This is a genomic window from Ruania alba (assembly GCF_900105765.1).
GTDB classification, from domain to species: Bacteria; Actinomycetota; Actinomycetes; order Actinomycetales; family Beutenbergiaceae; genus Ruania; species Ruania alba.
Genome location: NZ_FNTX01000002.1, coordinates 1,354,037 through 1,376,360, shown reverse-complemented (window position 1 = coordinate 1,376,360; position 22,324 = coordinate 1,354,037). Strand labels below are relative to the sequence as shown.

General features: G+C 68.4%; 22 protein-coding genes and 1 pseudogene. 8 read left to right on the top strand and 15 right to left on the bottom strand.

Going from position 1 to position 22,324, the window contains the following annotated elements:
- Positions 1–98 precede the first annotated feature (98 nt).
- The 4 genes from BLU77_RS16575 (at position 99) to BLU77_RS16560 (ending at position 4,381) form a co-directional block, all read left to right on the top strand.
- Positions 99–914 (top strand): HAD family hydrolase, encoded by an 816-nt coding sequence (locus BLU77_RS16575; protein WP_089774150.1) that lies wholly within the window; start codon positions 99–101, stop codon positions 912–914.
- Complete coding sequence (locus BLU77_RS16570; protein WP_089774149.1) at positions 911–3,340, top strand: glycoside hydrolase family 65 protein; 2,430 nt, start codon at positions 911–913, stop codon at positions 3,338–3,340. The genes BLU77_RS16575 and BLU77_RS16570 overlap by 4 nt, the downstream gene beginning before the upstream one ends.
- Before the next feature lie 130 nt (positions 3,341–3,470).
- The gene (locus BLU77_RS16565; RefSeq protein ID WP_139177813.1) at positions 3,471–3,752 is read left to right on the top strand and encodes a hypothetical protein; all 282 of its coding nucleotides are present in this window, start codon (positions 3,471–3,473) and stop codon (positions 3,750–3,752) included.
- A gap of 101 nt (positions 3,753–3,853) precedes the next feature.
- Positions 3,854–4,381 carry a hypothetical protein gene (locus BLU77_RS16560; protein ID WP_139177812.1) on the top strand — a complete coding sequence of 176 codons (528 nt, stop codon included), beginning with the start codon at positions 3,854–3,856 and terminating at the stop codon, positions 4,379–4,381.
- On the opposite strand, the gene BLU77_RS16555 is transcribed toward BLU77_RS16560, so the two are convergent.
- The 9 genes and pseudogenes from BLU77_RS16555 to BLU77_RS16515 form a co-directional block, all read right to left on the bottom strand.
- On the bottom strand, positions 4,375–4,923 hold the full coding sequence (locus BLU77_RS16555; RefSeq protein ID WP_089774146.1) for a gamma carbonic anhydrase family protein: 549 nt from the start codon (positions 4,921–4,923) through the stop codon (positions 4,375–4,377). The genes BLU77_RS16560 and BLU77_RS16555 overlap by 7 nt on opposite strands.
- Complete coding sequence (locus tag BLU77_RS16550) at positions 4,916–5,767, bottom strand: amidohydrolase family protein (protein WP_175477166.1); 852 nt, start codon at positions 5,765–5,767, stop codon at positions 4,916–4,918. The genes BLU77_RS16555 and BLU77_RS16550 overlap by 8 nt, the downstream gene beginning before the upstream one ends.
- Positions 5,764–6,546: an enoyl-CoA hydratase-related protein gene (locus BLU77_RS16545; protein WP_089774144.1), complete on the bottom strand. Its 783-nt coding sequence runs from the start codon at positions 6,544–6,546 to the stop codon at positions 5,764–5,766. The genes BLU77_RS16550 and BLU77_RS16545 overlap by 4 nt, the downstream gene beginning before the upstream one ends.
- Positions 6,543–7,621 (bottom strand): annotated as a pseudogene (locus BLU77_RS16540) (CaiB/BaiF CoA transferase family protein). The gene BLU77_RS16545 and the pseudogene BLU77_RS16540 overlap by 4 nt, the downstream one beginning before the upstream one ends.
- Positions 7,622–7,781: 160 nt before the next feature.
- Positions 7,782–9,146, bottom strand: coding sequence for an ABC transporter substrate-binding protein (locus tag BLU77_RS16535; protein WP_089774143.1), 1,365 nt, complete (start codon positions 9,144–9,146; stop codon positions 7,782–7,784).
- Positions 9,147–9,174: 28 nt separating this feature from the next.
- Positions 9,175–10,083 carry a carbohydrate ABC transporter permease gene (locus tag BLU77_RS16530; protein WP_089774142.1) on the bottom strand — a complete coding sequence of 303 codons (909 nt, stop codon included), beginning with the start codon at positions 10,081–10,083 and terminating at the stop codon, positions 9,175–9,177.
- Positions 10,080–11,012: a carbohydrate ABC transporter permease gene (locus BLU77_RS16525; RefSeq protein ID WP_089774141.1), complete on the bottom strand. Its 933-nt coding sequence runs from the start codon at positions 11,010–11,012 to the stop codon at positions 10,080–10,082. Before BLU77_RS16525 ends, BLU77_RS16530 begins: the two co-directional genes overlap by 4 nt.
- Complete coding sequence (locus BLU77_RS16520; RefSeq protein ID WP_089774140.1) at positions 11,009–11,860, bottom strand: NAD(P)-dependent oxidoreductase; 852 nt, start codon at positions 11,858–11,860, stop codon at positions 11,009–11,011. The genes BLU77_RS16525 and BLU77_RS16520 overlap by 4 nt, the downstream gene beginning before the upstream one ends.
- A gap of 2 nt (positions 11,861–11,862) precedes the next feature.
- The gene (locus tag BLU77_RS16515; protein WP_217632486.1) at positions 11,863–12,717 is read right to left on the bottom strand and encodes an RraA family protein; all 855 of its coding nucleotides are present in this window, start codon (positions 12,715–12,717) and stop codon (positions 11,863–11,865) included.
- A gap of 100 nt (positions 12,718–12,817) precedes the next feature.
- On the opposite strand from BLU77_RS16515, the gene BLU77_RS16510 reads away from it, so the two are divergent.
- Positions 12,818–13,510: a GntR family transcriptional regulator gene (locus BLU77_RS16510; protein ID WP_089774139.1), complete on the top strand. Its 693-nt coding sequence runs from the start codon at positions 12,818–12,820 to the stop codon at positions 13,508–13,510.
- A gap of 22 nt (positions 13,511–13,532) precedes the next feature.
- Here the strand turns inward: BLU77_RS16510 and BLU77_RS16505 are convergent, their stop codons facing one another.
- A complete protein-coding gene (locus BLU77_RS16505; RefSeq protein ID WP_245708911.1) occupies positions 13,533–14,957 on the bottom strand; it encodes an aldehyde dehydrogenase (NADP(+)) in 1,425 nt (474 codons plus the stop codon).
- A gap of 2 nt (positions 14,958–14,959) precedes the next feature.
- Positions 14,960–15,691, bottom strand: coding sequence for a FadR/GntR family transcriptional regulator (locus BLU77_RS16500; protein ID WP_175477165.1), 732 nt, complete (start codon positions 15,689–15,691; stop codon positions 14,960–14,962).
- Between the two features lie 51 nt (positions 15,692–15,742).
- Between BLU77_RS16500 and BLU77_RS16495 the strand changes: the two genes are divergently transcribed.
- The 3 genes from BLU77_RS16495 (at position 15,743) to BLU77_RS16485 (ending at position 18,438) form a co-directional block, all read left to right on the top strand.
- Positions 15,743–16,939, top strand: coding sequence for a fumarylacetoacetate hydrolase family protein (locus BLU77_RS16495; protein ID WP_089775935.1), 1,197 nt, complete (start codon positions 15,743–15,745; stop codon positions 16,937–16,939).
- Positions 16,936–17,895 (top strand): C-terminal binding protein, encoded by a 960-nt coding sequence (locus tag BLU77_RS16490; protein WP_089774136.1) that lies wholly within the window; start codon positions 16,936–16,938, stop codon positions 17,893–17,895. The genes BLU77_RS16495 and BLU77_RS16490 overlap by 4 nt, the downstream gene beginning before the upstream one ends.
- 87 nt (positions 17,896–17,982) lie before the next feature.
- On the top strand, positions 17,983–18,438 hold the full coding sequence (locus BLU77_RS16485) for a hypothetical protein (RefSeq protein ID WP_089774135.1): 456 nt from the start codon (positions 17,983–17,985) through the stop codon (positions 18,436–18,438).
- Positions 18,439–18,464: 26 nt separating this feature from the next.
- Here BLU77_RS16485 and BLU77_RS16480 read toward each other — a convergent pair whose 3' ends face one another.
- The 4 genes from BLU77_RS16480 to BLU77_RS16465 are packed head-to-tail and all read right to left on the bottom strand — an operon-like array spanning position 18,465 to position 22,317.
- Positions 18,465–19,517: a LacI family DNA-binding transcriptional regulator gene (locus BLU77_RS16480; protein ID WP_089774134.1), complete on the bottom strand. Its 1,053-nt coding sequence runs from the start codon at positions 19,515–19,517 to the stop codon at positions 18,465–18,467.
- Positions 19,518–19,568: 51 nt separating this feature from the next.
- The gene (locus tag BLU77_RS16475; RefSeq protein ID WP_217632485.1) at positions 19,569–20,507 is read right to left on the bottom strand and encodes a ribokinase; all 939 of its coding nucleotides are present in this window, start codon (positions 20,505–20,507) and stop codon (positions 19,569–19,571) included.
- Positions 20,504–21,370, bottom strand: a complete 867-nt coding sequence (locus BLU77_RS16470; RefSeq protein WP_089774133.1) for a carbohydrate ABC transporter permease — start codon at positions 21,368–21,370, stop codon at positions 20,504–20,506. The genes BLU77_RS16475 and BLU77_RS16470 overlap by 4 nt, the downstream gene beginning before the upstream one ends.
- Positions 21,367–22,317: a carbohydrate ABC transporter permease gene (locus BLU77_RS16465; RefSeq protein ID WP_089774132.1), complete on the bottom strand. Its 951-nt coding sequence runs from the start codon at positions 22,315–22,317 to the stop codon at positions 21,367–21,369. The genes BLU77_RS16470 and BLU77_RS16465 overlap by 4 nt, the downstream gene beginning before the upstream one ends.
- Positions 22,318–22,324: the final 7 nt, after the last annotated feature.

Here is a 22,324-nt window from a genome sequence, read left to right as displayed (position 1 = left end):
CCGGCCGGCATTCTGTGACGCACACGACAGATGACTCACCGTCGCGCCCCTGACGTGCACGTTCGCCACGACCCGGACCCCGCCACTACCGTTCTCCCATGCCTTCCCAGACATCGCTCGCCGAGCTCGGCCTGCCCGCACAGGTCCGGGCGTGCCTGTTCGACCTCGATGGCGTGCTCACCCGCACCGCCACCCTGCACTTCGCCGCATGGAAGGAGACCTTCGATGCGATCCTCACCGCCCAGGGCCTTCCTGAGTTCACCGAGTCGGACTACGCCGCCCACGTGGATGGCCGACGGCGGTACGACGGTGTGCGTACGTTCCTCGCCTCCCGTGACATCACCCCGCCGGAGGGCACCCCGGACGACCCGCCATCGGCCGAGACCGTGTGCGGGATCGGCAACCGCAAGGACGCCGACGTGCGCCGAATCCTGGACGAGCGCGGGGTGGAGACCTTCCCCGGTTCGGTCGCCTACCTCACGGCAGTGCGCGAGGCCGGGATCCCGACGGCGGTCGTGACCGCGTCCGCGAACGCCGTCGCCGTGCTCACCGCTGCCGGTCTGATCGACCAGTTCGACGCCCGGATCGATGGCGTGGTGGCAGCCGAGCAGTCCCTGCCGGGCAAGCCTGCCCCGGACACCTTCCTCGCTGGGGCCGCCGCCCTGGACGTGCCGCCCGCCGAAGCCGTGGTGATCGAGGACGCGATCGCCGGCGTGCAGGCCGGACGCGCCGGCGACTTCGCCTTCGTGATCGGCGTCGATCGTCTCGGGCACGCCGATGCCTTGGCCGAAGCAGGTGCCGACGTGGTGGTCAATGACCTGGCCGAACTGGTCCACGACCGTTCCTCACTGGAGCAGCCCCCCGTCGACATGCCCGCCGGCGGAACGGCCGCGACCCCCGAGGAGGACCGATGACGAACGGCCACGGCCAGCACCCCGAGCAGTCATATGCGGGCGAGACCGGCGACTCCATCGAGTACGCCGACCAGCGCCGCGGGTATGGAATCCACCCCTGGAAGCTGACCCGTAGCGGCTTGCTGCCCGACGACGTCGCCGCCAGCGAGACCCTGTTCACCCTCTCCAACGGGCACTTCGGGATGCGTGGCTCCCTCGAGGAGGGTGAACCGCGGGTGGTGCCCGGCACCTACATCAACGGGTTCTACGAGCAGCGTCCGCTGCCGCACGCCGAGTCCGGGTACGGATTCCCGGAGTCGGGCGAGACCGTCGTCAACGTCACCGACGGCAAGCTGATCCGCCTCTTTGTCGGCGACTCTCCGTTCGACCTGCGCTACGGGACCACGCACAGCCACGAGCGCGCGCTCGATCTGCGCACCGGCACCTTGGATCGCAGCACCGAGTGGACCTCACCGAACGGGCAGTCGGTGCGGGTGACCTCCCGGCGTCTGGTCTCGTTCGTGCACCGGTCCCTGGCCGCGATCGAGTACGAGGTGGAGGCGCTCGACGACAACGTCTACCTCGCGATCTACTCCGACCTGCTCGCCAACGAGCAGAACGCCACCGCGTCCTCGGATCCTCGGGACGCGGCCGTCCTGGACCGTCCATTGAAGTCGGAGGACTCCGGCGCCCGCGGTCAGCAGGCGGTGCTGCTGCACCGCACCCGTCGCAGCAAGTTGCGCATGGCAGCCGGGATGGATCACGTGCTCGAGGTGCCCCAGGGCGCCGAGACAACGATCGAGGCGGGTGGCGACCTCGCCCGCTACACGGTGACCGCGCAACTGCCCAAGGGCAGCAAGCTGCGCATGATCAAGTACCTCTCCTACGGGTGGTCGCATCGGCGATCCACGCCCGCGTTGCGCGACCAGGTGGAGGCGGCTCTCGCCGTCGGGAAATTGATCGGGTGGGACGAGCTGCTCGAGAAGCAGAGAGCCTACCTGGACGAGTTCTGGCAGCATGCCGACGTCGAGATCGACGGCGACCCGGGCCTGCAGCAGGCGATCCGGGTCTCCATGTTCCACGTGCTGCAGTGCTCGGCCCGGGCAGAGGGCCAGGGGCTCGGCGCCAAGGGACTGAGCGGGATCGGCTACGACGGGCACACCTTCTGGGATGCGGACCTGTTCGCCCTGCCGATGCTCACCTACACGAAGCCGTCCGCCGCGCGCGATCACCTGCTCTGGCGGCGCAACACACTGCCGGAGGCGCGCGCCAGAGCGGCCGAGCTGGGCCTGGCCGGTGCGGCATTCCCGTGGCGCACCATCACCGGGAAGGAGTGCTCCGGCTACTGGCCGGCAGGCACCGCCGCGTTCCACGTGAACTCTGCCGTGGCAAACGCGACCGCCCGGTACGTGGCCGCCACCGGGGACCGTGAGTTCGACGCGGGCGCCGGTACTGAGCTGCTCACCGAGACCGCCCGGCTGTGGATGTCGTTGGGGCACTTCGACGGTGCGTTCCACATCGACGGCGTCACCGGTCCGGACGAGTACACCGCGATCGTGGACGACAACCTGTACACGAATGTGATGGCCCAGGCGAACCTCACCGAGGCCGCCGATGCGTGCGAGCGCAACCCGGGCACTGCCTCCGAGCTCAGGGTCACCGCGGAGGAGATCGCCGAGTGGCGCAAGGCAGCCGCCGCGATGGCGATCCCCTACGACGAGAAGCTCGGCGTGCACGCCCAGTCGGAGGACTTCACCAAGCGGGACGAGTGGGACTTCGAGGACACGGCCGACGAGTTCTATCCTCTGCTGCTGCACTACCCGTACTTCCAGATCTACCGCAAGCAGGTGATCAAGCAAGCGGACCTCGCGCTCGCCATGCAGCTGCGTGGCGACCTGTTCACACCGGAGCAGAAGGCCCGCAACTTCGCGTACTACGAGGCCCGGACGGTGCGGGACTCCTCCCTGTCGGCGGCGACCCAGGCGGTGCTCGCGGCCGAGACCGGGCACCTGGACCTCGCTTACGACTACTGGGCGGAGGTCGCCTTGGTGGACCTGGGCGACCTGCACGGCAATGTCGACGACGGCCTGCACATCGCCTCGATGGGTGGGTCGTGGCAGGTGGCCGCGTGCGGGTTCGGTGGGATGCGAGATCACGGCGGCGTCATCTCGTTCGCGCCGCGCCTCCCGCATGCCCTGGACCGGCTCCGGTTCCGGATCCGGAGCGAGGACCGGGTGGTCGAGGTGCAGGTCACCCGCACCGGCCAGGAGCAGACGGCGACGTACCGGCTCATCGAGGGCGAGTCGTTCGCGACCACCCACCACGGGCAACCGGTCGAGCTCTCCGGGAGCGACGCCGTCGAGCTCGCCGTACCCGCAGTCCCGCAAGTGGAACCGGTGACTCAGCCCGCGCGCCGCGAGCCCACCCGGCGCCGACCGCAGCGATAGTTCTCCCCATCGCCGGCCCTGGCGCACGAGCCGGCGATGGGGCCAGAGTTGCGCTCATGTCCCATCCTCCGTCCCCACCGTGCCGCCGGCGCGGAACACCGCCGGTCTCATCTCGCTGATCCTGGGCGTGGTGACAGTGGCAGTCGGGCTGGCGCATCAGATGGTCGCCTATGCGCTGCCGCGCCTCATGGCCTTGTCCAGTGTCAGCGTCGGCTCTGCGAGCGCCGTCCTCGCCCCGTTCCAGATCACGACGGCGGTGCTCGCCATCGCTGCGTGCGTCACCGGGGCGGTGGGTCTGCGTCAGAGGAATGCGCCTCACCGGGCCGCCGCTGCTGGCCTGGCGCTGGGCGCGAGCGCGGTGCTGGGAGCGCTCGTGGGGACCCTCGGTCCACTCCTGGTCGCGGCCATGTGAGCTGCGAACGCGAGCCCGCTCACCGTGATCACCGCCCCCGTGGTCAGTTGTCCCCATCGCGGGTCGTGGCATCCCCACTGCGCCTGGGCCACACTCGAACGATGTCCCACCCACCAATGAGTCAGCAGCCTCCCGATCAGCCGAACGACCCGTTCGCAGCACCGCACCAGTACGGCGCCACCGCGCCGGACGGTGCGACACCGCAGAGCGCTCCGCTGCAGGCTGGTCCACCGCAGCAGGCCGGCGCGCACCAGCAAGCCCGCGGACCCTACGGCGCACCGACCGGATCAGCGGGATCGGCCTCGAGCAGGAACACCGCAGGGCGGCTAGCTCTGGTGTTCGGCCTAGTCTGCGCCGGGATCTCGACCCTCGCTCAGCTGGTCTGGTCCTTCGGTCCGACGAGCATGTACGGGACCGCGTTCTACGACGTCTTCCTCATCGGCTACGACATCGTGGTGACGATCACCAGCCTGGCCGCCTGCATCCTGGGACTCATCGGCCTGCGCCGCTCCAACCTCCCGCAGCGCGCGGCGGCCATCGGACTGGGCCTCGGGCTGGCGACCTTCGGGCCGATGGTCATCTATCTGTTCGGCCGACTGGTGCAATCGGTGTTTCACCTGCACTACTGAGGTGGCGCGTCGGCGGGCGCGACGCGACGGGCCTGCCGATGCCGATGCGCCAACGACACGTACTCACCCGCCGAGCGCCGGAGGTTCGCGACCTCCTCTTCCGTCAGGTCACGGCGCACCTTCGCCGGCGCCCCGACGGCGAGCACCCCGGCAGGGATGGTCATCCCCTCCGGAACCAGGGCACCGGCGGCTACCAGAGACCCCGCACCGACGCTGGAACCGTTCAGGAGCCTCGCGCCCATGCCGATCAGCACACCGTCGTCCACCTGGCAACCATGCAGCACGGCGTTATGGCCGACCGTCACCCCTGCGCCCACGCGCAGCGGGATACCTGGGTCGGAGTGGGCGACCACCCCGTCCTGCAGATTGGACCGGTCCCCGATCGCGATCTCCTCCTGATCGGCACGCACGACGGCCCCGTACCAGATACTGGCATGCGCGCCGAGCGTGACGTCCCCGATCACCACGCAGCCGGGCGCCAGCCATGCCTCGGGATGCACGTGCGGGACCGCGGAGCCCAGCTGCCAAGGACGCTCACTCATCGTCGATCACCGCAGCCAGGCCGTACCAGCGCTCGGCGGTCCCGCCGCGCACCGCCGCGCCCTCTGTGGCGTCAAGGCCGAGCCGGGTCAGGGTGGCATCGAGGTCCTGCCAGGCGCGGATGTAATCGGCGCGCAGGGTGATCACCGGCCAGTTGCTGGCCAGCATGCACCGCTCGGGTCCGAAACGGTTCAGCACGTGCCGGAGCGGGGCGTCCAGAGCATGGACGTCCCAACCCTGCCAGCCGGTCAGCACATCGATCCCGACGGACACCTTGATCGCAATGTTCGGGCAGGCCGCGAGCGCGCTGATGCGCTTCGCCCACCCCTGCCGGTCTCCGCCATCGAGTGGCGGGCGGGCCAGGTGATCCACCACGATGCGCAGCTCGGGTAGTGCTCGGGCGACGTCCACCACGGCATCCACCTGGGCAGCGGTCACCGGAACAACGTCCCAGGACAGGCCGTCCGCGGCGAGCCGGCGCAGCAGCCGGCGCACGCGCGCCTGCCCGAGCCACGGCACGTCGTCGCGCCCGATCAAGCACCGCACGCCGGACCAATGGTCAGTGCGGGACCGGTCCAGCTCGGCCTCGGCCGCGTCAGGCGTGGCCAGCGGCAACCAGCCCACGACCCCACGCACGAGATCCGCGGCGGCGAACGCTGTCAGTCGGTCATTCTCGGCGGGCTCATCCACGCTCTGGACCAGAACAGTCCCGGCGACGCCGGCCTCCTGTAGCAGCGGCCGCAGATCCTCCGGGAGGAAGTCCCGCGCCAGCGCCGCATGGTCGTGAGTGCGCCACGGCTGCTCCTGCGCCGCGAGACGCCAGAAATGATGATGAGCGTCGATCATGCCCCGCTCCATCGTGGCCTCCTCTTCTCGGTGAATGCCGTGATTCCCTCACGGAAGTCAGCGCTCCCGTAGACCCGGGTGAGCAGGTCCTCGTCGCGCATATCCCGTGTGGCCAGCCGCCGAATCATCGTCTTGACTGTCTGCAAGGTCAGCGGTGCCCCCGCTGTCAGGTCCGCGACCGTCTTCTCCACCAGCGCCGCCAGGCCGTCGGCCTCGCACACGCGGTGGACCAGGCCGGCAGCGCGGGCATCGTCAGCCGCCCAACGCTCCGACAGCAGCAGCAGCTCCCGCACTCGGGAGACTCCGACGGCCCGCTCGAGCCGGTCCACCACCGCGATCGGGATGCAGTTCCCGAGCGTCTGCGCGATCGGTGCGCCGAACCGCGCCCGATCAGAGGCGACCACCAGATCACAGCACGCCACCAGCGCCAGGCCCCCGCCCATGGCGGGCCCGTCGACGGCGGCCAGTACTGGCACCGGGATCGCCTCGATTGCTGCGAATACCTGCTCGAGCCGTCGTTCGTACGCGAGCCCGTCGGCGCCGTCGGCGGAGAACTCGGTGAAGCCACGCACGTCGGTCCCCGCGCAGAAGGCTCCCGGGGTCCCGGTGATCACCACGCATCGCAGATCCGTGTCCGAGCGGGCCCGGTGCGCGAGCGCCTCCAGTGCGTCGTACATCTCGGCAGTCAGGGCGCCGCGCCGCTGAGGATGACTGACCCGGACCGTCCAGACGGAGGTGCCCTGCTCGACCTCGATCTGCGGCTCCAGGGAGGTCCTCACTCCGACCCCTCCAGCAGTTCGGCCGTGTGCTCACCGAGCAACGGTGGTGCGAGTCGGATGCGCGGTGGCGTGCCGGACATCCGCAACGCGGAGGCGAGCACGGGGACGGCACCTTCCACGGGATGGTCCACCTCGGCGATCATCCCCCGCGCACGCACATGCGGGTCCTGATCAAGCACCTGTGCGTAGTTCTGGATCGGGCCGGCCGGCACGCCCGCAGCCAGCAACCGTTCCACCCATTCGTTGGTACCGGCCGAGTCCAGCTCGCGCTCGAGCACCTCCTCGAGCACGGCGCGGTTCTGCATGCGCGCCGTGTTGTCGACGAACCGGGCGTCCTCGATCAGCCACGGCGCGCCGATCGCGTGGCACATCCGGCGCCATAGGCGGTCATTGTTCGCCCCCACCGTGACATAACCATCCTGAGTCCGGAGCGCCTGATAAGGGGCCGACATCCGGTTCGCCGACCCCAGCGGTTCCGGTACCCGGCCGGTAGACCAGTACTCCGTGGACTCCCAGACCGAGAACGAGAGCGCCGACTCGAACAGGGAAAGCTCCACGTACTGCCCCTCCCCGGTCTCTTTGACGTGCGACCAGGCGGCGAGGATGCCGATCACGGCGTAAAGGCCCGCACCCAGATCAGCCACCGGCAGGCCGGACTTGACCGGCCGCCCCCGGGCTCGCCGGTGATCGACATGACGCCGGACATGGCCTGGGCGATCAGGTCATACCCAGGCCGGTCCGCATAGGGGCCGCTCTGCCCGAACCCGGTGATCGAGGCGTAGATCAGCCGTGGGTTGACTTCACGGAGCGTGGCGTAATCTGCGCCGAGTCGCTCCGCCACGCCGGGCCGCCAGTTCTCGATCACCACGTCCGCGGTCCGAACCAGTTGCCGGAACTGCTCCCGGCCGGACTCGCTCTTGAGGTCGAGCGTGACACTCCGCTTGTTCCGGTTCAGCGACATGAAGGCCCGGCTATCCTCCCCGAGACCGGGACGCCCCCAGGACCGCCGGGACTGGTCGCCGGAGTCGGGGTTCTCCACCTTCACCACGTCCGCACCCAGGTCACCGAGGATCATCGTGCAGAACGGTCCCGCCATGATCTGGCTGAGATCCAGCACGCGCATCCCGGCAAGAGCGCCACCGCTGTCGGTGGGCGTGCCCGTGCGTCCGGTATCCGCCGAGTTGGTCTGATCGTCCGAGTTCACCGCGCCTCGCTCCCCGTCGCGCCCATCTCCATCACTCCTCCTGAGCGGCATCGGCGAGCGAAGCATTCACCTCGGTGAAGAACGCCTCGGCGGCCTCCTGCACGTCCGTCCCGCCGAAGGCGATCGACTCGTAGGCACGCCCGTAGGCGTCCTCAAAGGCAGCCTGGTATCCGGGCGGGTACACCACAGTAGGTGGCTCATTCGCGGCGATCTGGCCGTACAGTTCCAAACTGTGGGCCTGCAGCTCCGGCATGTCCGAATCGGCGAGCTGCTCCTCCAGGTGGCTGGTGTTCGTCACCGCACCGTTGTTGGAGGCGAACACTGCTGCAGCCTCGTCGTCGGTGGCCCAGAAGTCGATAGCAGCTGCCGCGCTGGGTACGTTGTCGCAACTGGCCGCGATCCCGAAGCCGGAGGTGAACAGCACGTTGCCCGACCCTGCTGGTCCGGACGGCAGCGCCACGGTGGTCAGCGCTCCGCCGTCACCGGTGCCGTCCAGGGTGGCCTGGGCGTTGACCAATGCGTTGCCCGGTGCCGTGTCCGCGAGCGTGCGTCCTTGCGCCACGTAATTCTGGTCGGGCGCGGAGGGCATCTCGGCATCCTCCTCCGGGGTGATCGTGACGCCCTCAGTGCGGGCTTCCTCCCACTGGCTCCAGTACTCCACCAGCAGTTCCTGGGAGAAGCCGAGCTCACTGCCCTCGAAGAGACTCTCTCCCGAGGCGGCGACGTAGCTGATCAGGAAGTTGGGCCGCGACCCACCGAGGTTGAGCGCGTTCATCCCGTCCGGAAGCTCGGCCTGTGCCTGCGCGGCCCAATCGAAGAAGTCCTCCCAGGTGTACCCCTCGGGCGGAAGGCCCACGCCGATCTCCTCAGCCACGGACTCGTTCACCAGCAACGCGTCGTATGCCGCGCCGTAGGGGATCATGTACAGCTCGCCATCAAGCCCGCGGCCGGTGTCCAGTACTTCGGCCGGGATGTCGCTGACGTCGATCGCCCCGGATTCGATCATCGGGTCCAGCGGCAGCAACAGATCGCGGGTGGTGTAGTCGTTGAGCTGACGCCCCTGCAGTTGCGGCAGGCACGGCATGTTCCCGCTCGAGGCCTGCACGTTGAGCCGTTCGAAGTGCGCCCCGAAGTCAGCGAACTCGCGCTCGACCGTGACGCCGTCGTTGGCCTCCTCGAACAGATCGAAGACGGCGTTGGTCACCTCGTGCCGGGGAGCCGATCCCCACCACGCGGCCCGTACGGACCCGGTCACCTCGCCGGTGCCGTCCTGACCCTCGGCCGGGGTTGGGTTCTCCTCGCCCACGCGAGTGCCGGACGAGCATCCAGCGGCGGCGATCAGCGACGCCGCTGCCACGCTCGTGGCAGCGAGACGCACCATGTGTTTCCGATTCATCGGACAGTCCCTCCTTTGGGATTGGGTGTCATTTCAGACCGCTCGTCGCGATGCCCTCGATCAGGAGGCGCTGGGCCGCCAGGAAGAACCCGACGATCGGCGCGATCGAGAGCGCGGCCATCGCGAAGAGCTGGCCGTAGGCAGACTGCGTCGTGATGTCCACGAACGAGTTGAGCCCTTGGGCCACGGTCCACATCTCCGGCCGGTTCAGGTAGAGGAGCGGGCCGAGGAAGTCGTTCCAGGTGTTGATGAAGGTGAACAGTGCCGTGGTCCCGATCGCGGGGATGGATAACGGCAGCACGATGCGACCGAAGATCCCGACGTATCCACATCCGTCCAGGCGTGCGGCGTCATCGAGCTCGCGCGGCAACGTGCGCACGAACTGCACCATCAGGAAGACGAAGAAGGCGTCCGTGGCCAGGAACTTCGGCACGGTCAGCGGCAGGACGGTGTTGATCCAGGCCAGCTCGTTGAAGAGCACATACTGCGGCACCATCGTCACGTGGTACGGGAGCAGCATGGTGCCGAGCATCAGCGCGAACATGAAGCGCTTGTACGGGAATCGCAACCGCGCGAAAGCAAACGCGGCGAGTGAGCACGCGACGACGTTTCCGACAATGCACAGGCCGGTGATGACGAGCGAGTTGAGGAAGTACCGGCCGAAGGAAAGGCTGCCCGCGTTCCAACCTTCCACATAGTTGTCGAAAGTCAGGTCCCCCGCCCACAGCCCCAGGGTGGTGAACGTCTCGTTCCCGGGGCGCAGCGAGGCACCGATCATCCAGAGCACCGGGTAGAGGATCACGAACAGCAGCGAGAGCATGCCTGCGTGCTTGGCGAGCCCGATGACGATCCGGTTCCGGGAGAGCCTCGGCCGCAGGACCGGCCGCAACGGCGAGCGCGTGGAACGGTTCGGCGCGGTCGTGGCAGTAGCGTTCATCGTTCGTCTCCGTAGTGCACCCAGTACCGCGACGTGGCGAACAGCACGGCAGTGAACACCGCGAGCCCGAGAACGAGCACCCAAGCCATCGCTGCGGCGTATCCCATGTCCAGATTCGCGAAGCCGCGCTGGTAGAGGTAGAGCGTGTAGAAGAGGGTCGAGTTGAGCGGTCCGCCGGTTCCCTCGCTCACGACGTAGGCCGGTGTGAACGCCTGGAAGGAGTTCACCGTGGTCAATAGCACGTTGAAGAAGATCAGAGGCGAGATCATCGGGATGGTGATGTGCCAGAACCTCCGAGCCCGCCCAGCACCGTCGACGGCGGCCGCCTCGTAGTATTCAGGCGGCACTTGCCGCAGCCCGGCCAGGAAGATGATCATGGTGGAACCGAAGGTCCACACATTCAGGATCACCAGGGTGTGCAGCGCCGTGTCCGGGCTGCCGATCCAGCTGCGCCCCTCGATCCCGACGTATTCCAGGACCTGGTTGACGATGCCGTTCAGGCCGAAGACCTCACGCCATAGCAGCGCGATCGCCACGCTCGCGCCGATCAGCGAGGGGAGGTAGAACGCAGCGCGGTAGCCCGGCAGGAAGCGCAGGCCTCGGCTCAGCACCATGGCCACGGCGAGCGCAGCGATCAGCACCAGCGGCACCGAGGCGGCCACGTACTTCACTGTGACCTCGGCGGACGCGAGGAATCGGTCGTCAGCGAGCATCGCCTCGTAGTTGGCTAGACCAGCCCACTCCGGTGGTGTGAGGAGGTCGTAGTCGGTGAACGACAGGTACAGCGAGTACGCCATCGGTCCGGCGGTGAGGGTGAGCATGCCGAGGATCCACGGACTGAGGAATCCGAACCCGGCCAGCGCCTCCTTCTTCTCGCTCCGAGAGAGGGCGACCTTCGTCCGGCCCGCGGTGACCGGTGTGGCGGTCATCGCTGCCCCGCCTCGCGCTCGATCCGTTCGCCGATTGTCCCGGCCAGGGCCAGGGTCCAGGGCAGAGTCAGCCCTTGAGTCTCGGCGGCCGCCGCGATCTCGTCCAGGTCCTTGAACCAGGGGCGCTGCGCCGTCGGCGTGCCCAACTCGTCGTAGGCACGGGCAGTCTCCGGGAAGAACCCCCAGTGCTCGGTCACCCACGAGGCGCCAGTGCTGCTCTGCGCGACCTGCAGGAGCGCATCGGTCTTCACCCCGTGCGCCGAGGCGAGGTCGATGGCCTCGAACACGCCGGCGAGGGCGCTGAACATCATGACCTGGTTCCCCAGCTTGGCGGCCGCACCGGCGCCAGGTGGGCCAACGTGCACGAGCGTGCTGGCCACCGATTCCACGACGGGCCGCAATTCCTCGAGCGCTGTTGCGGTCCCGCCCACCATCGCCGTGAGGTCGCCCTCGCGTGCACGAGCCGAGCCACCGCTCACCGGTGCATCCAGGACAGCGATGCCGCGGCCCTCGCACGCGGTCGCGATAGCCTGCGCAGTCTCCGGCAGCACCGTGCTGTGCAGGACGACTCCCCGACCCACGGCATCCCGGTCGAGCAGGCCGCCGGGCTCGAGGATCACCGAACGTGCTGCCGCATCATCGGTCACCACGACCACGACGATGTCGGCGGCGACCGCCGACCCGGACACTGCCCGAGCGCCGAGCTGGTCGGCCAGCGCCACCGCCCGCTGCTCATTCCGGTCGGAGACCGTGACCGGCCAGCCGGCCGCCACGAGCGCGTGGGCGACCGGCGCACCGAGGTTGCCGAGGCCGACCACTGCCACCGAGGAGGTCTGCGGACTGATCATCGTCACAGATCGGCGTAGTAGGCGATCACGGCCTCGACGTCGACGGTCTCGTCGTCGGGCCGGGACTGCGCTCGGTAATGCTTGCGCCGCGCCTCCATGTCCGCGAGGAGGACGGCACGCGCATGGGTGGCGACCTCTTCGGCAACCTCGGCCGGCACCACGATGAGGCCGTCGTCGTCGCAGCCGACGATGTCGCCCGGTCGCACCTGGACCCCGCCGACGGCGATCGTGCCCTGCACCTCCACCACCTCGATACGCCCGGGGATGATGGTGCGGCCGCGGCCACGGACACAGATCGGATTCTGCTGCAGGGTGACCTCGGCAGTGTCGCGGCAGTAGCCGTCGGTGACGATCCCGACCGCTCCGGCGCCGATCGTGCCCATCACGTTCTCGGAGCCCCAGAAGCCAACCTCACGGCCGCCACCGGACTCCATCACCACCACGTGACCGGGCAGTTCCTCCTGCGGGAGCCGGACCGGCGGGTACTTGTCGAACCACTCACCGTGCGCTCGCACAATCTCCTCGGTGGTCTCCAGCTGCCACATCGGCTTGTTGGCCGGGACCGCACGGATAGTGGCGGCCGGGCCCCAGAACTTCATCCCCTCCCACAGGGGCCGGATCTCCTGGGAGACCAGGGTGATGTCGAAGTACCCGATGCCGTCGAGGGCGTCGGCCACGTCAGCGACCCGCAGGTACTTGTACAGCGACGCGACATCGTTGGCGTCCGCACGGTCGGCGGGGGCAGGCGAGTTCATCAGTTGCTTCTCCATCGTCGTTGGTGAGTGCGGCACGGGATCGTCCTCGGATGCCCGGCCGTCGGCGACCACGAGCCGCCGAGCGCGGTGACCGTCGGTCACGAACTTGCTTCGCCTATTGTCTACAACAGACAGTAGGCGAAGCGCAAGGCATAATGGGTCAGAAGATCGATAGACGGACCAGCACAGACGGAGCAAGCAGATGGCATCCACACGCCCCCCGGCGCCGGCAACGCAGCGGAATCGCGTCGACCCACCGAGCGTCGTGTCGCTGGCACGAGACGCCATCCGCACGATGATCGTCGCCGGCGACCTCCAGCCGGGTGAGCGCCTCATCGAGGAGCGATTGACCGATGAACTAGGGATCAGCCGGCCTCCGCTGCGCGAGGCGATGCGCCAACTGGAGAGCGACGGGCTGGTCGAGATGCGCCCGCGGCGGGGCTGCGTCGTGACCACGATGGACGAGCACGACGTTTTCGAGGTGATGACCCTGCGGGCCGGTCTGGAACGCATCGCGATCGAGAACGGCGTCCCGGTGACCGAACCCGACCGCCTGGCCCCGGTGCGCGCCTCACTCGCACGCATGGAGGCCGATGCAGAGGCCGAAGACCGTCCCTCACTGGTCCAGGATGGCTACGAGTTCCACGCCTCGATCGTTGACTTAGCCGGGATGCGGCGGCTGACCTCGATGTATCGCTCGATCCAGGCGCAGATCGTGGTGTGCATGTCCCGCAACCTCTACACCAGGGAGCGGTACTACGAGAGCCTCGTGGAGCACGTGGCGCGGCACCGGTTCCTGGTGGAGCTGATCGAATCCGGCGAGCCCGAGGCGGTGCTCGCCGAACTCGCCGTACACGGCGAGCGCTCGTTCGAGCGCCCGCCGCACACGCCCTGAGCGCAACCAGGGCGTCATTACCTCAGCCGACGGTGGCTCCATCCACCTGCCGGGGGATCCCGAGCGGGTTGCCATCCCGTAATGCAAGCGGCAGGCACGCCTCGGGCACGTCCTGGTAGCAAAGGGGCCGCAGGAACCGCCGCACGGCCGTCGTACCCACCGACGTGTGCACTGAGGTTGACGCCGGATACGGCCCGCCGTGGTGTTGCGCGGCAGTCACCGCCACGCCAGTGGGCCACCCGCCGAAGACCACTCGTCCTGCCCGCTCAGTGAGCGCGGCCATCGCGGCCCCGACATCCTCCCCCTCTGCTGTGTGCACGGAGGCGGTCAGGCTCGCCGGCAGAAGCGTGAGCACGTCGTTGAGGTCAGCCTCGTCCCGATACTCGACGATCAGCGTGGTCGGCCCGAAGACCTCCTCCAGGAGCACCTCCGGCGCCTCCCGGACGCGGTCGGTCGAGGTGCGCAACACCGCCGGCGCGGTGTCGCTGTGATCGGAGACGCGCTCCACGCCGTCGGTGGTCAGCATCTGCGCCAGCCCGTCCCGGAAGCCCGCGGCGATTCGCTCGTTCAACAACGGGTGTGGAACGGGCCCGGCGTGGGCGGCCACCCGGTCTGCGAGGCCGGAGCCGGCCGGGGTGAGCACCAGCCCCGGCTTCGTGCAGAACTGCCCGGCACCGAGGGTGAACGAGGCGGCCAGGCCCGCGGCGATCTCCTCGGCCCGTGCCTCGGCGGCGGCCTCGGTGACCACCACCGGGTTGAGGCTGCCGAGCTCGCCGTGGAACGGGATCGGGTCAGGGCGGGCCATGGCGAGGTCGAACAGGTAGCGCCCGCCACGCTGGGAGCCGGTGAAGCCGACCGCGCGGATACGCGAATCCTGCACCAGGGCGACCCCCTGTGCCTGCCCCTCGATCATGCCGATCAGCCCGGCAGGCGCGTCCTGCACTGCCTCCTGAGCGAGCTCGAGCACGCGGCGCGACAACACCGGATGCCCCTCGTGCGCCTTGACCACCACCGGGTTGCCACCGGCAAGCGCCGAGGCAGTGTCCCCACCGAGCACGGAGAATGCGAACGGGAAGTTGCTGGCGGCGAACACCGCCACCGGGCCGAGCGGCACCAGCATTCGCCGCAGGTCCGGCGCGGGCGGCGTGGCATCGTCACGGCGATGGTCGATGATCGCTTCGAGGAAGGCACCCTCGCGCACTGCATCGGCGAACATCCGCAGCTGACCTGTCGTCCGGACGACCTCCCCGGCGAGTCGCTGCGCACCAAGATGGGTCTCCCGGTCTGCGATGTCGACCAGTTCGTCCCGGTGCGCAGTGAGAGCCTCGGCCAGGCTCTCCAGCCATCCCGCACGTTCGGCGTACGGACGGGCCGCGACCTCGGGCGAGGCCCGGTGTGCTGCCTCCACGACACGCTCGGTCTCGGGGTCCATCACTGTACTGCTCACGTTCAGCTCCTCTCGTCGCGGTCGGTCGGGTCAGCGTCAACAAGCACCGGCGCATCGCACGTCACCCGCGCCAGGTGCGTCGACGCCGCCTGCGCCGCCGCCGCCGGGTCCTGCGCCCGGATTGCTCGGGCGATCGCCCGGTGCTCTTCGATCGTGGCCGGCTGCGTCGCCAAGTAGCCGGTCGGGTCCGTGTAGGTCTCGCGCAGCACCCGGTTGATCGGTTCGACGAAGGCGACCACGAAGCGGTTTCGGGTGGCGACGGCTACCAGACGGTGGAACTCCATGTCGGCGTCGAGGCACGAGGCGAAGTCACGGGTCGCATCACTCGCCGCATCGACCGCCTGCTCGATCGCGTTGACGTCGGCCCCGGTCCGCCGTCGCGCGGCCTCAGCGGTCATCTCCGGCTCGAGCATCTGGCGCATGTGCATCAATTCGGAGAAGCCAGCCCGGTCCCGACGCAGCACGGACTGGTACCGGTCCACGAGGACGTCCATTCCCAGCGCCGCCACCGTCATCCCCCGGCCGGGACTGATCGAGACCAGCCCCCGGTCCTCGAGCAACCGGGCCGCCTCACGCACCACCTGACGGGACACGTCATAGTCCTTCGCCAGCGCAACCTCGGTGGGCAGCTTCGTCCCAGCGGGCGCGGCTGCGCGGACCACCTCCGCCTCGATCTGGTCCGCCAGCCACTGGGGCAGCCGCCTGGGCCGTACTGTCGATGATTGACCGTTCATACGGATCATCATATGATCTGCCGCACTGACCGGCAACCGTTGGAAGGCACGATGACCACCGATCTGCGTCGAGATCCCGCCACCACCCTCCCCACCGTCGACGGCGCCACGCTCGCCGGCCGCATCTTCGTCCCCGGGCACGGTCCCAGGCTGGTCGTGGTCCGCGGCGCGGAGCTGGTCGACATCACCGACCTGGGGCCCACGATGGCCCACCTGACCGAACTGCCCGACGCCGCGGCCCGGATCGCGGCGGAGGCAGCCCGGAGCACCCGGACGGTTCACGACCTCGCCACGGTGTTGGCCAGTACGGCGGCCCGAGCGGACAGCGCTCGCGGCACCGACCCCGCGCCAGAACTTGCCGAGCCCGTACTGCTGGCACCCACCGATCTGCACGCGCTCAAGGCAGCCGGCGTCACCTTCGCCCGCAGCATGCTCGAGCGAGTGATCGAGGAACAGGTCGGCGGAGACGCCGCAATGGCTGTGCAGGTGCGCGACCAGATTCAGGACCAGCTGGGCGAGTCCGTGCGGGACGTGCGACCCGGCTCGCCCGAGGCTCTCGCGGTGCTGGAGGTCCTGCGTGGAAACGGCCTGTGGTCCCAGTACCTCGAGGTGGGACTGGGCCGCTACCCAGAGATCTTCACCAAAGCCCAGGTGCTCTCTGCCGTCGGACATGGTGCGGACGTGGGCGTCTCCGCGATCTCCTCATGGAACAACCCCGAGCCCGAGTTGGTCCTCATCGTCGACAGCACCGGCGTTCCACGCGGGGTCACGCTCGGTAACGACGTCAACCTCCGGGACGTCGAGGGAGCTAGCGCCCTGCTGCTCCCGCTCGCCAAGGACAACAACGCCTCCGCCTCCCTCGGCCCGTTCATCCGCTTCTTCGACAATTCCTTCGAGTTGGACGAGGTGAGTTCCCTCAGCATCACGATGCGCATCGACGGCACCGACGGGTTCCATCTGGAGGCAACCGCCCCACAGAGCGAGGCGTCCCGCTCGGCTCAGGATCTGGTGACGCACGCGATCGGTCGGCGGCACCAGTACCCGGACGGTCTGGCGCTGTACTGCGGCACACCGTTCGCACCCACGCAGGACCGGGACGCACCGGGCTCCGGCTTCACCCATCACGTCGGGGACGTCGTCCAGATCGCCGCACCCGAGCTCGGAACACTGGTGAACCATGTCGTCACCAGCGAGGAGGCCCCCCGGTGGGAGTACGGCATCCGCGACCTGCTCCGGGACCTGGCATGACAGCACCGATCATCGCGGTGACCGACACGGCAGTCGCCAACGAGACCGCCGAGCGCGAACTCGCCGAGGAGTTCTCCGCGACCTACCGGACGATGACCGACGGCTCGACCACCATCTCCGCATGCGTGGACGGGGCAGCGGTGCTGTTCACGAACTTCCATCCGATCACCCACCGCGAGCTGGCCGCGCTGGCCCCACGCGCAGTGGTGATCAGATACGGCGTCGGGGTGGACAACGTGGACCTGGACGCCGCGCAGCGCCTGGGTGTCCGGGTCGCCAATGTGCCCGACTACGGTTCGAATGTGGTGGCCGATCACACCGTGCTGCTGATCGGCACCCTGCAACGCCGGATCCGCGAACTCTCGGACCGCCTCCGCCGGGGCGAGCACGTCACGCCCGCGGAGTTCGGGTCGATCCGGAGCCTGGAGGCCACCACGGTGGGCCTGGTCGGCGCCGGACGGATCGCGAGACTCACGGCGCAGCGCCTGCAGGGTTTCGGCTGCACGGTGATCGCATCGGACCCGTATGTGGACGCCGCGGAGCTGGCGGCGATCGGTGTGGAACACGTCGAGCTCGACGTGCTCCTGCGCCGCAGCCACGTGGTCTCGGTCCATGCCCCGCTCACCCCGGCCACCGAAGGCTTACTGGGCGATCCCGAGCTCGCCGCGATGCGCCCCGGCGCCATCCTGGTGAATACCTCGCGGGGCGGACTGGTCGACACCGGCGCCCTGATCCGGGCGCTCGAATCGGGCGAGGTGGCCGGAGCCGCGCTCGACGTGACGGACCCCGAACCGCTTCCGACCGACTCCCCACTACGACACCGCGACGATGTGATCCTCACCCCGCACGTGGCGTTCTACTCCAACGAATCAATGATCCGCCTCCAGGAGCTCGCCGTGGCAGAGGGCCGCCGCGCCCTGCTGGGTGAGGGTCTGCGCTCCCCGGTGCTGGCCTGAGCAGACAGAGGCACTTCTCCCCATCGCACCCACTGGCGGAGGGACACATCGATGGACCAGACTCGCGAAATGTCTTACCCACCGGAGATGAATCAGCAACAGCCGTCTCAGCCGAATCAACAGTTCGGCACCCCACAGCAGTACGGAGCACCGCAACCGCCGGGGGCGCAGGAGCACGGGGCACCGCAGCCGTACGGCGGGCCCGCCAGCCCGGCTCGAACCGGCCGAAACACCGCGGGAATGCTCGCTCTGGCGTTCGGCCTCATCTGCCTCGCGATCACGGTCCTGGCCCAGATGGTGTGGTCCTTCCTACCGGGCGTGCTGTACGGCTCGGCGATCGAGCGCGCGTTCAACATCGGCTATGACGTGCTGGTCCTCGGCACCAGTGTCACGGCCTGCATCCTCGGGGCCATCGGGCTGCGTCGCTCGACCCTCCCGCAACGTGCAGCGGCCGTCGGGCTCGGGCTCGGGCTCGCGGGCTTCGGACCCAACGTCATCTATGCGCTCGGCAGGTTGCTGCACAGCGTGCTCAGCCAGTTCTGAAGCGCAGCACCCCAACTGTGAGCCTGTCAAGGCGTCTCAGGCTGGTACACCCCGCACCCACAGGTCTCACCGATCACCAGGTTGCCCGCAAACATCCTGTCGGCTGGGCCATGCGGGGAGCCACCGGTCCGTTCGAGGAGTAGTTCAACAGCCGTTCGGGCCATATCAACAATCGGCTGCCGGACACTGGTCAAGGGAGGGTTCGCGAACCTTCCGGTGGCGGTCCCGTCAAAGCTCACGATCGCGACATCCTCCGGGACCTGCAGTCCCAACTCACGGCACGCGACAATCGCTCCGAACGCCTGCACATCGGAGGTCACGAACAACGCCGTGGGCCGCGGCGTGTGCGCAGCGTTTCTGCGGGAACCGGAACCGAGCAGCGCCAGTGTCGCCTCGCGGCCGCCGGCCTCAGAGAAGTCGGCGTGCTCGATCAGCTCAGACGTCTCGCGGAATCCGAGAACCTGCTGCTGAGTACGCCACCCCTGCACCCGGTCCTCGACCAGCGGGACAGGCCATGGACCCGCCACGCACCCGATGACGGAATGTCCGTGAGCCTGCAGATGTTCGACGGCGTGCCGTGCACCTCTCTCGCTGTCCACATAGACCCGTGAGCACGAGTTGACGGTCTCCTCGTTCACCCTGTCGATCAGCAACGTCGGGATATCGGAACGGTCCAGATCGCCCAAGGTCCGAACGAGGTGCGCGGAGGTGAGGATGATCCCATCGACCCGGCGGTCGAGAAGAGAACGCAGGTACAGGCGCTCCCGGGACTGGTCGTCGTCCGTGATTCCTATCGACAACGTATTGCCTTGGCGGAACAGTTCCCCGACGAGCGCTTCTGCCAGCTCGGCATAGAACGGATTTCTGGTGCTCGGTGTCAACAGACCGATCGAGCGCGTCATGCCTCCGCGCAACGCGGCGGCGATCCGGTTCGGGCGGTAGCCGAGCTCGTCGATGGCCGCCTCGACACGCATGCGCGTGCCTGATGCCACAGGTCGCGGTCCACCATTGACGACGTAGGAGACCACGGCCGGAGAAACCCCGGCCTTGGCCGCGACCTCGGCACGCGTGACTGCCACGAGTCTCCCTTCCTCAAGGAACTGCAGACAGTATCAACGCCGCCCCGCGATTCAGCCTGCTACGTGCTCATTCATCTCAAGATCAGATGCCATCGCGTACGAGGACTGCGCGCCGTCCCTCGTGACGGCGAACGTCCCCGCGGCGACCCCGATACCTACCGCCTGCCGAAGCTCGGCGCCGGCCGCGAGCCGCACCGCGAGCGCACCAACAAAAGCATCCCCGGCACCGGTGGTGTCGACGACATGAGGTACAGCCTCGGCCGGGACGACGCCGTCGTCGTCCGGATCTGCCCATACGGCTCCCTGCACCCCCAGGGTGATCACCACCGACCTGACCGCGCGACGCAGTTCACGAGCGATGCGCCTGGCGTCGGCCAATGACGCGATTGACTCGCCAACGAGTGCCTCAGCCTCGGCCTCGTTCATGACCAGCGGATCGCACAGGGCAGTCACGCGTGCCGGGAGAGCGACAAAAGGGGCGAGGTTGAGCACCACACGCGCACCGGACGATGCAGCCTGTTCAACGGCAGCGGTCACGATAGACGCCTGGATCTCAGCCTGGAGCACCACCAAGCTGGGAGGTTCAGCTCGCCCCAGGACATGAGCTACCCGGGACTCGGTGAGGGCGAAGTTGGCGCCCGGGACCACCATGATGGAGTTCTGGCCACTCCGTTCGACCGCTACGACGGCCATCCCGGTGTGATGGCTCGTGAAGATCTCGACGTCGCCGATGTCGACGCCTTCGGCCCTGAGCTCGCGCATCAAGAGGGCGCCGTCATTGTCGTCACCGACACATCCGACGAACCGGACGTCGCCGCCGAGCCGCGCCGCAGCGACCGCCTGATTCGCGCCCTTGCCGCCCGGTGCCTTCAGCATCGACCGCGCGAGAACTGTCTCACCCGGGCGCGGTCCCACGTCGACGCGGATCAGGTAGTCGAGGTTCGCCGAACCGATCACCAGGATGGGCGAAGGCCGCACCTGAACCGTCACTTCTCCCCCGACGCCAGGGATAGCCCTCCGAAGGATCGCTGCAGGATGAACATGGTCAGCGCCGGCACCAGGGAGAGCACCACAGCACCGGCGAAATTCTGGCCGTAGTCGAAACTGTGCTCACCGAAGGTGCGGGCGAGCGCCACCGGCGCCACCTGGAGTCGCTGCTCGGACACCACCAGCAGCGGCCACAGGTAGGCGGTCCACTGGCCGAGGAAGATCAGCAGCGCCGAGTTCGCCAGCGCGGGCCCACTCAACGGCACGTATACCGACATCAGCACCCGCGGCTCGGACGCACCGTCGATAGTGGCAGCCTCCCGGTAGGAGCGCGGCACCCCGAGGAAGTACTGGCGCAGGTTGAAAATCGCCAGGCCGTTGCCGATGCCGGGCAGCACCAGGCCGATGAGTGTGTTCGTCAGTCCCCACGTGGTGAACAGCTGGGAGAGCGGGATCGCGATCGCGTCGAAGGGGACCATGAAACTGATCACCACGAACGCGAAGACCACCGCGCGCCCGGGGAAGTGCAGCACGGAGAGCGCATAGGCCGCCGTCGCGGACATCGCCAGACCCAGCGCGACCGTGAGCAGGCAGACCAGGAACGAGACACCGAGCGCCCGGCCGAAGGGCCCGGTGACCAGCGCTGCGTAATTCTCCAGGCTCACCGAGCTCGGCACGAGGATCCGCCAGCTCAACGGGTAGATCGAGGAGAAGATCTCCGAGGACGGGCGCACCGACCCGATCAGCATCCACAGGGCGGGCAGGATGAACAGGGCGGCGGTGACGATGGCGACGATCGTCAGCACCGGTGACCGGCGCTGCAACGGCCGCCTCCGCGGCGCGCGCGCGGGAGCGGACGTCGTCATGACCGGTCCTCCTTCAGAAGGCGGAACTGCAGGGCGACGAAGGCGAGCATGATCACGGTGAGGATGACCACCTCGGCGGCTCCCAGGTTCCTGCTCGAGTACGTGTACGTGGTGCGGAATGCGTTGAACATCTGCATCGTGGTGCTGTTCTCCGGCCCTCCGTTGGTGAGTAACTGGATCGGGACGAAGAGCACGAAGTTCGCCACCGTGGCCGCCACCAGAACGAACAGCAATGGCCGTTTCAACAGCGGGACCGTGATCGAGACGAACGTGCGGACCGGGCCGGCACGGTCCAGCCGGGCCGCCTCGAAGTACTCCGGGGAGATGGACTGCAGGCCCGAGATGAGGAAGAGCATCCAGTAGCCGACGCCGATCCAGGAGATCACCAGCATGATCGAGGCCATTGCCTGACTGGGTGAGGTGAAGAACGGCTGCGGCGACCCGCCGACCATCTCGATCAGGCCGTTGACCGGGCCGCGGTCCCGCAGTGCGATCCCCCACACGATGCTCGACCCCACGATCGGCACCGTGGCGGGGACGAACACGAGCGTGCGCCACAGCTGCGGGGCCACGATCTTGCGGGTGAGCAGTACGGCGATCATCAGCGCGATGAAGATCTGCAGCGGGTTGATGATCACGTTGAACACGATCGTGCGGATCACCGTGTCCACGAAGATCTCGTTCGAGAACAGGTCCCTGTAGTTGCGCAGGCCGGCGAACTCGGCGGGGCGCACCCCGCCCGGGAACCCCCGGTGCAGACTCGTGACCACAGCGTCGATCGTCGGGGCGATCCGCAGGGCGACGATTGCCAGGAGTGCAGGGGCGAGGAAGGCCGCCGCCCAGGCGATCTCCTTGGTGCGACGGTGGGCGACGTTGCGGGCCGGGGCCCCCGCGCCGGGTGCGGCGCGCACCCGGCCGCGGGTGACCCCTGCGTCTGGAGCAGTCATCGATGAT

Bases quoted from the DNA above. Each gene is read 5' to 3' on its own strand.
- BLU77_RS16495 (WP_089775935.1), top strand. From the start codon at position 15,743: ATGACCACCGATCTGCGTCGAGATCCCGCCACCACCCTCCCCACCGTC.
- BLU77_RS16485 (WP_089774135.1), top strand. From the start codon at position 17,983: ATGAATCAGCAACAGCCGTCTCAGCCGAATCAACAGTTCGGCACCCCA.
- BLU77_RS16570 (WP_089774149.1), top strand. From the start codon at position 911: ATGACGAACGGCCACGGCCAGCACCCCGAGCAGTCATATGCGGGCGAG.
- BLU77_RS16500 (WP_175477165.1), bottom strand. From the start codon at position 15,691: ATGAACGGTCAATCATCGACAGTACGGCCCAGGCGGCTGCCCCAGTGG.
- BLU77_RS16550 (WP_175477166.1), bottom strand. From the start codon at position 5,767: ATGATCGACGCTCATCATCATTTCTGGCGTCTCGCGGCGCAGGAGCAG.
- BLU77_RS16520 (WP_089774140.1), bottom strand. From the start codon at position 11,860: ATGATCAGTCCGCAGACCTCCTCGGTGGCAGTGGTCGGCCTCGGCAAC.
- BLU77_RS16575 (WP_089774150.1), top strand. From the start codon at position 99: ATGCCTTCCCAGACATCGCTCGCCGAGCTCGGCCTGCCCGCACAGGTC.
- BLU77_RS16525 (WP_089774141.1), bottom strand. From the start codon at position 11,012: ATGACCGCCACACCGGTCACCGCGGGCCGGACGAAGGTCGCCCTCTCT.
- BLU77_RS16465 (WP_089774132.1), bottom strand. From the start codon at position 22,317: ATGACTGCTCCAGACGCAGGGGTCACCCGCGGCCGGGTGCGCGCCGCA.
- BLU77_RS16490 (WP_089774136.1), top strand. From the start codon at position 16,936: ATGACAGCACCGATCATCGCGGTGACCGACACGGCAGTCGCCAACGAG.
- BLU77_RS16535 (WP_089774143.1), bottom strand. From the start codon at position 9,146: ATGAATCGGAAACACATGGTGCGTCTCGCTGCCACGAGCGTGGCAGCG.
- BLU77_RS16470 (WP_089774133.1), bottom strand. From the start codon at position 21,370: ATGACGACGTCCGCTCCCGCGCGCGCGCCGCGGAGGCGGCCGTTGCAG.
- BLU77_RS16560 (WP_139177812.1), top strand. From the start codon at position 3,854: ATGTCCCACCCACCAATGAGTCAGCAGCCTCCCGATCAGCCGAACGAC.
- BLU77_RS16530 (WP_089774142.1), bottom strand. From the start codon at position 10,083: ATGAACGCTACTGCCACGACCGCGCCGAACCGTTCCACGCGCTCGCCG.
- BLU77_RS16510 (WP_089774139.1), top strand. From the start codon at position 12,818: ATGGCATCCACACGCCCCCCGGCGCCGGCAACGCAGCGGAATCGCGTC.
- BLU77_RS16555 (WP_089774146.1), bottom strand. From the start codon at position 4,923: ATGAGTGAGCGTCCTTGGCAGCTGGGCTCCGCGGTCCCGCACGTGCAT.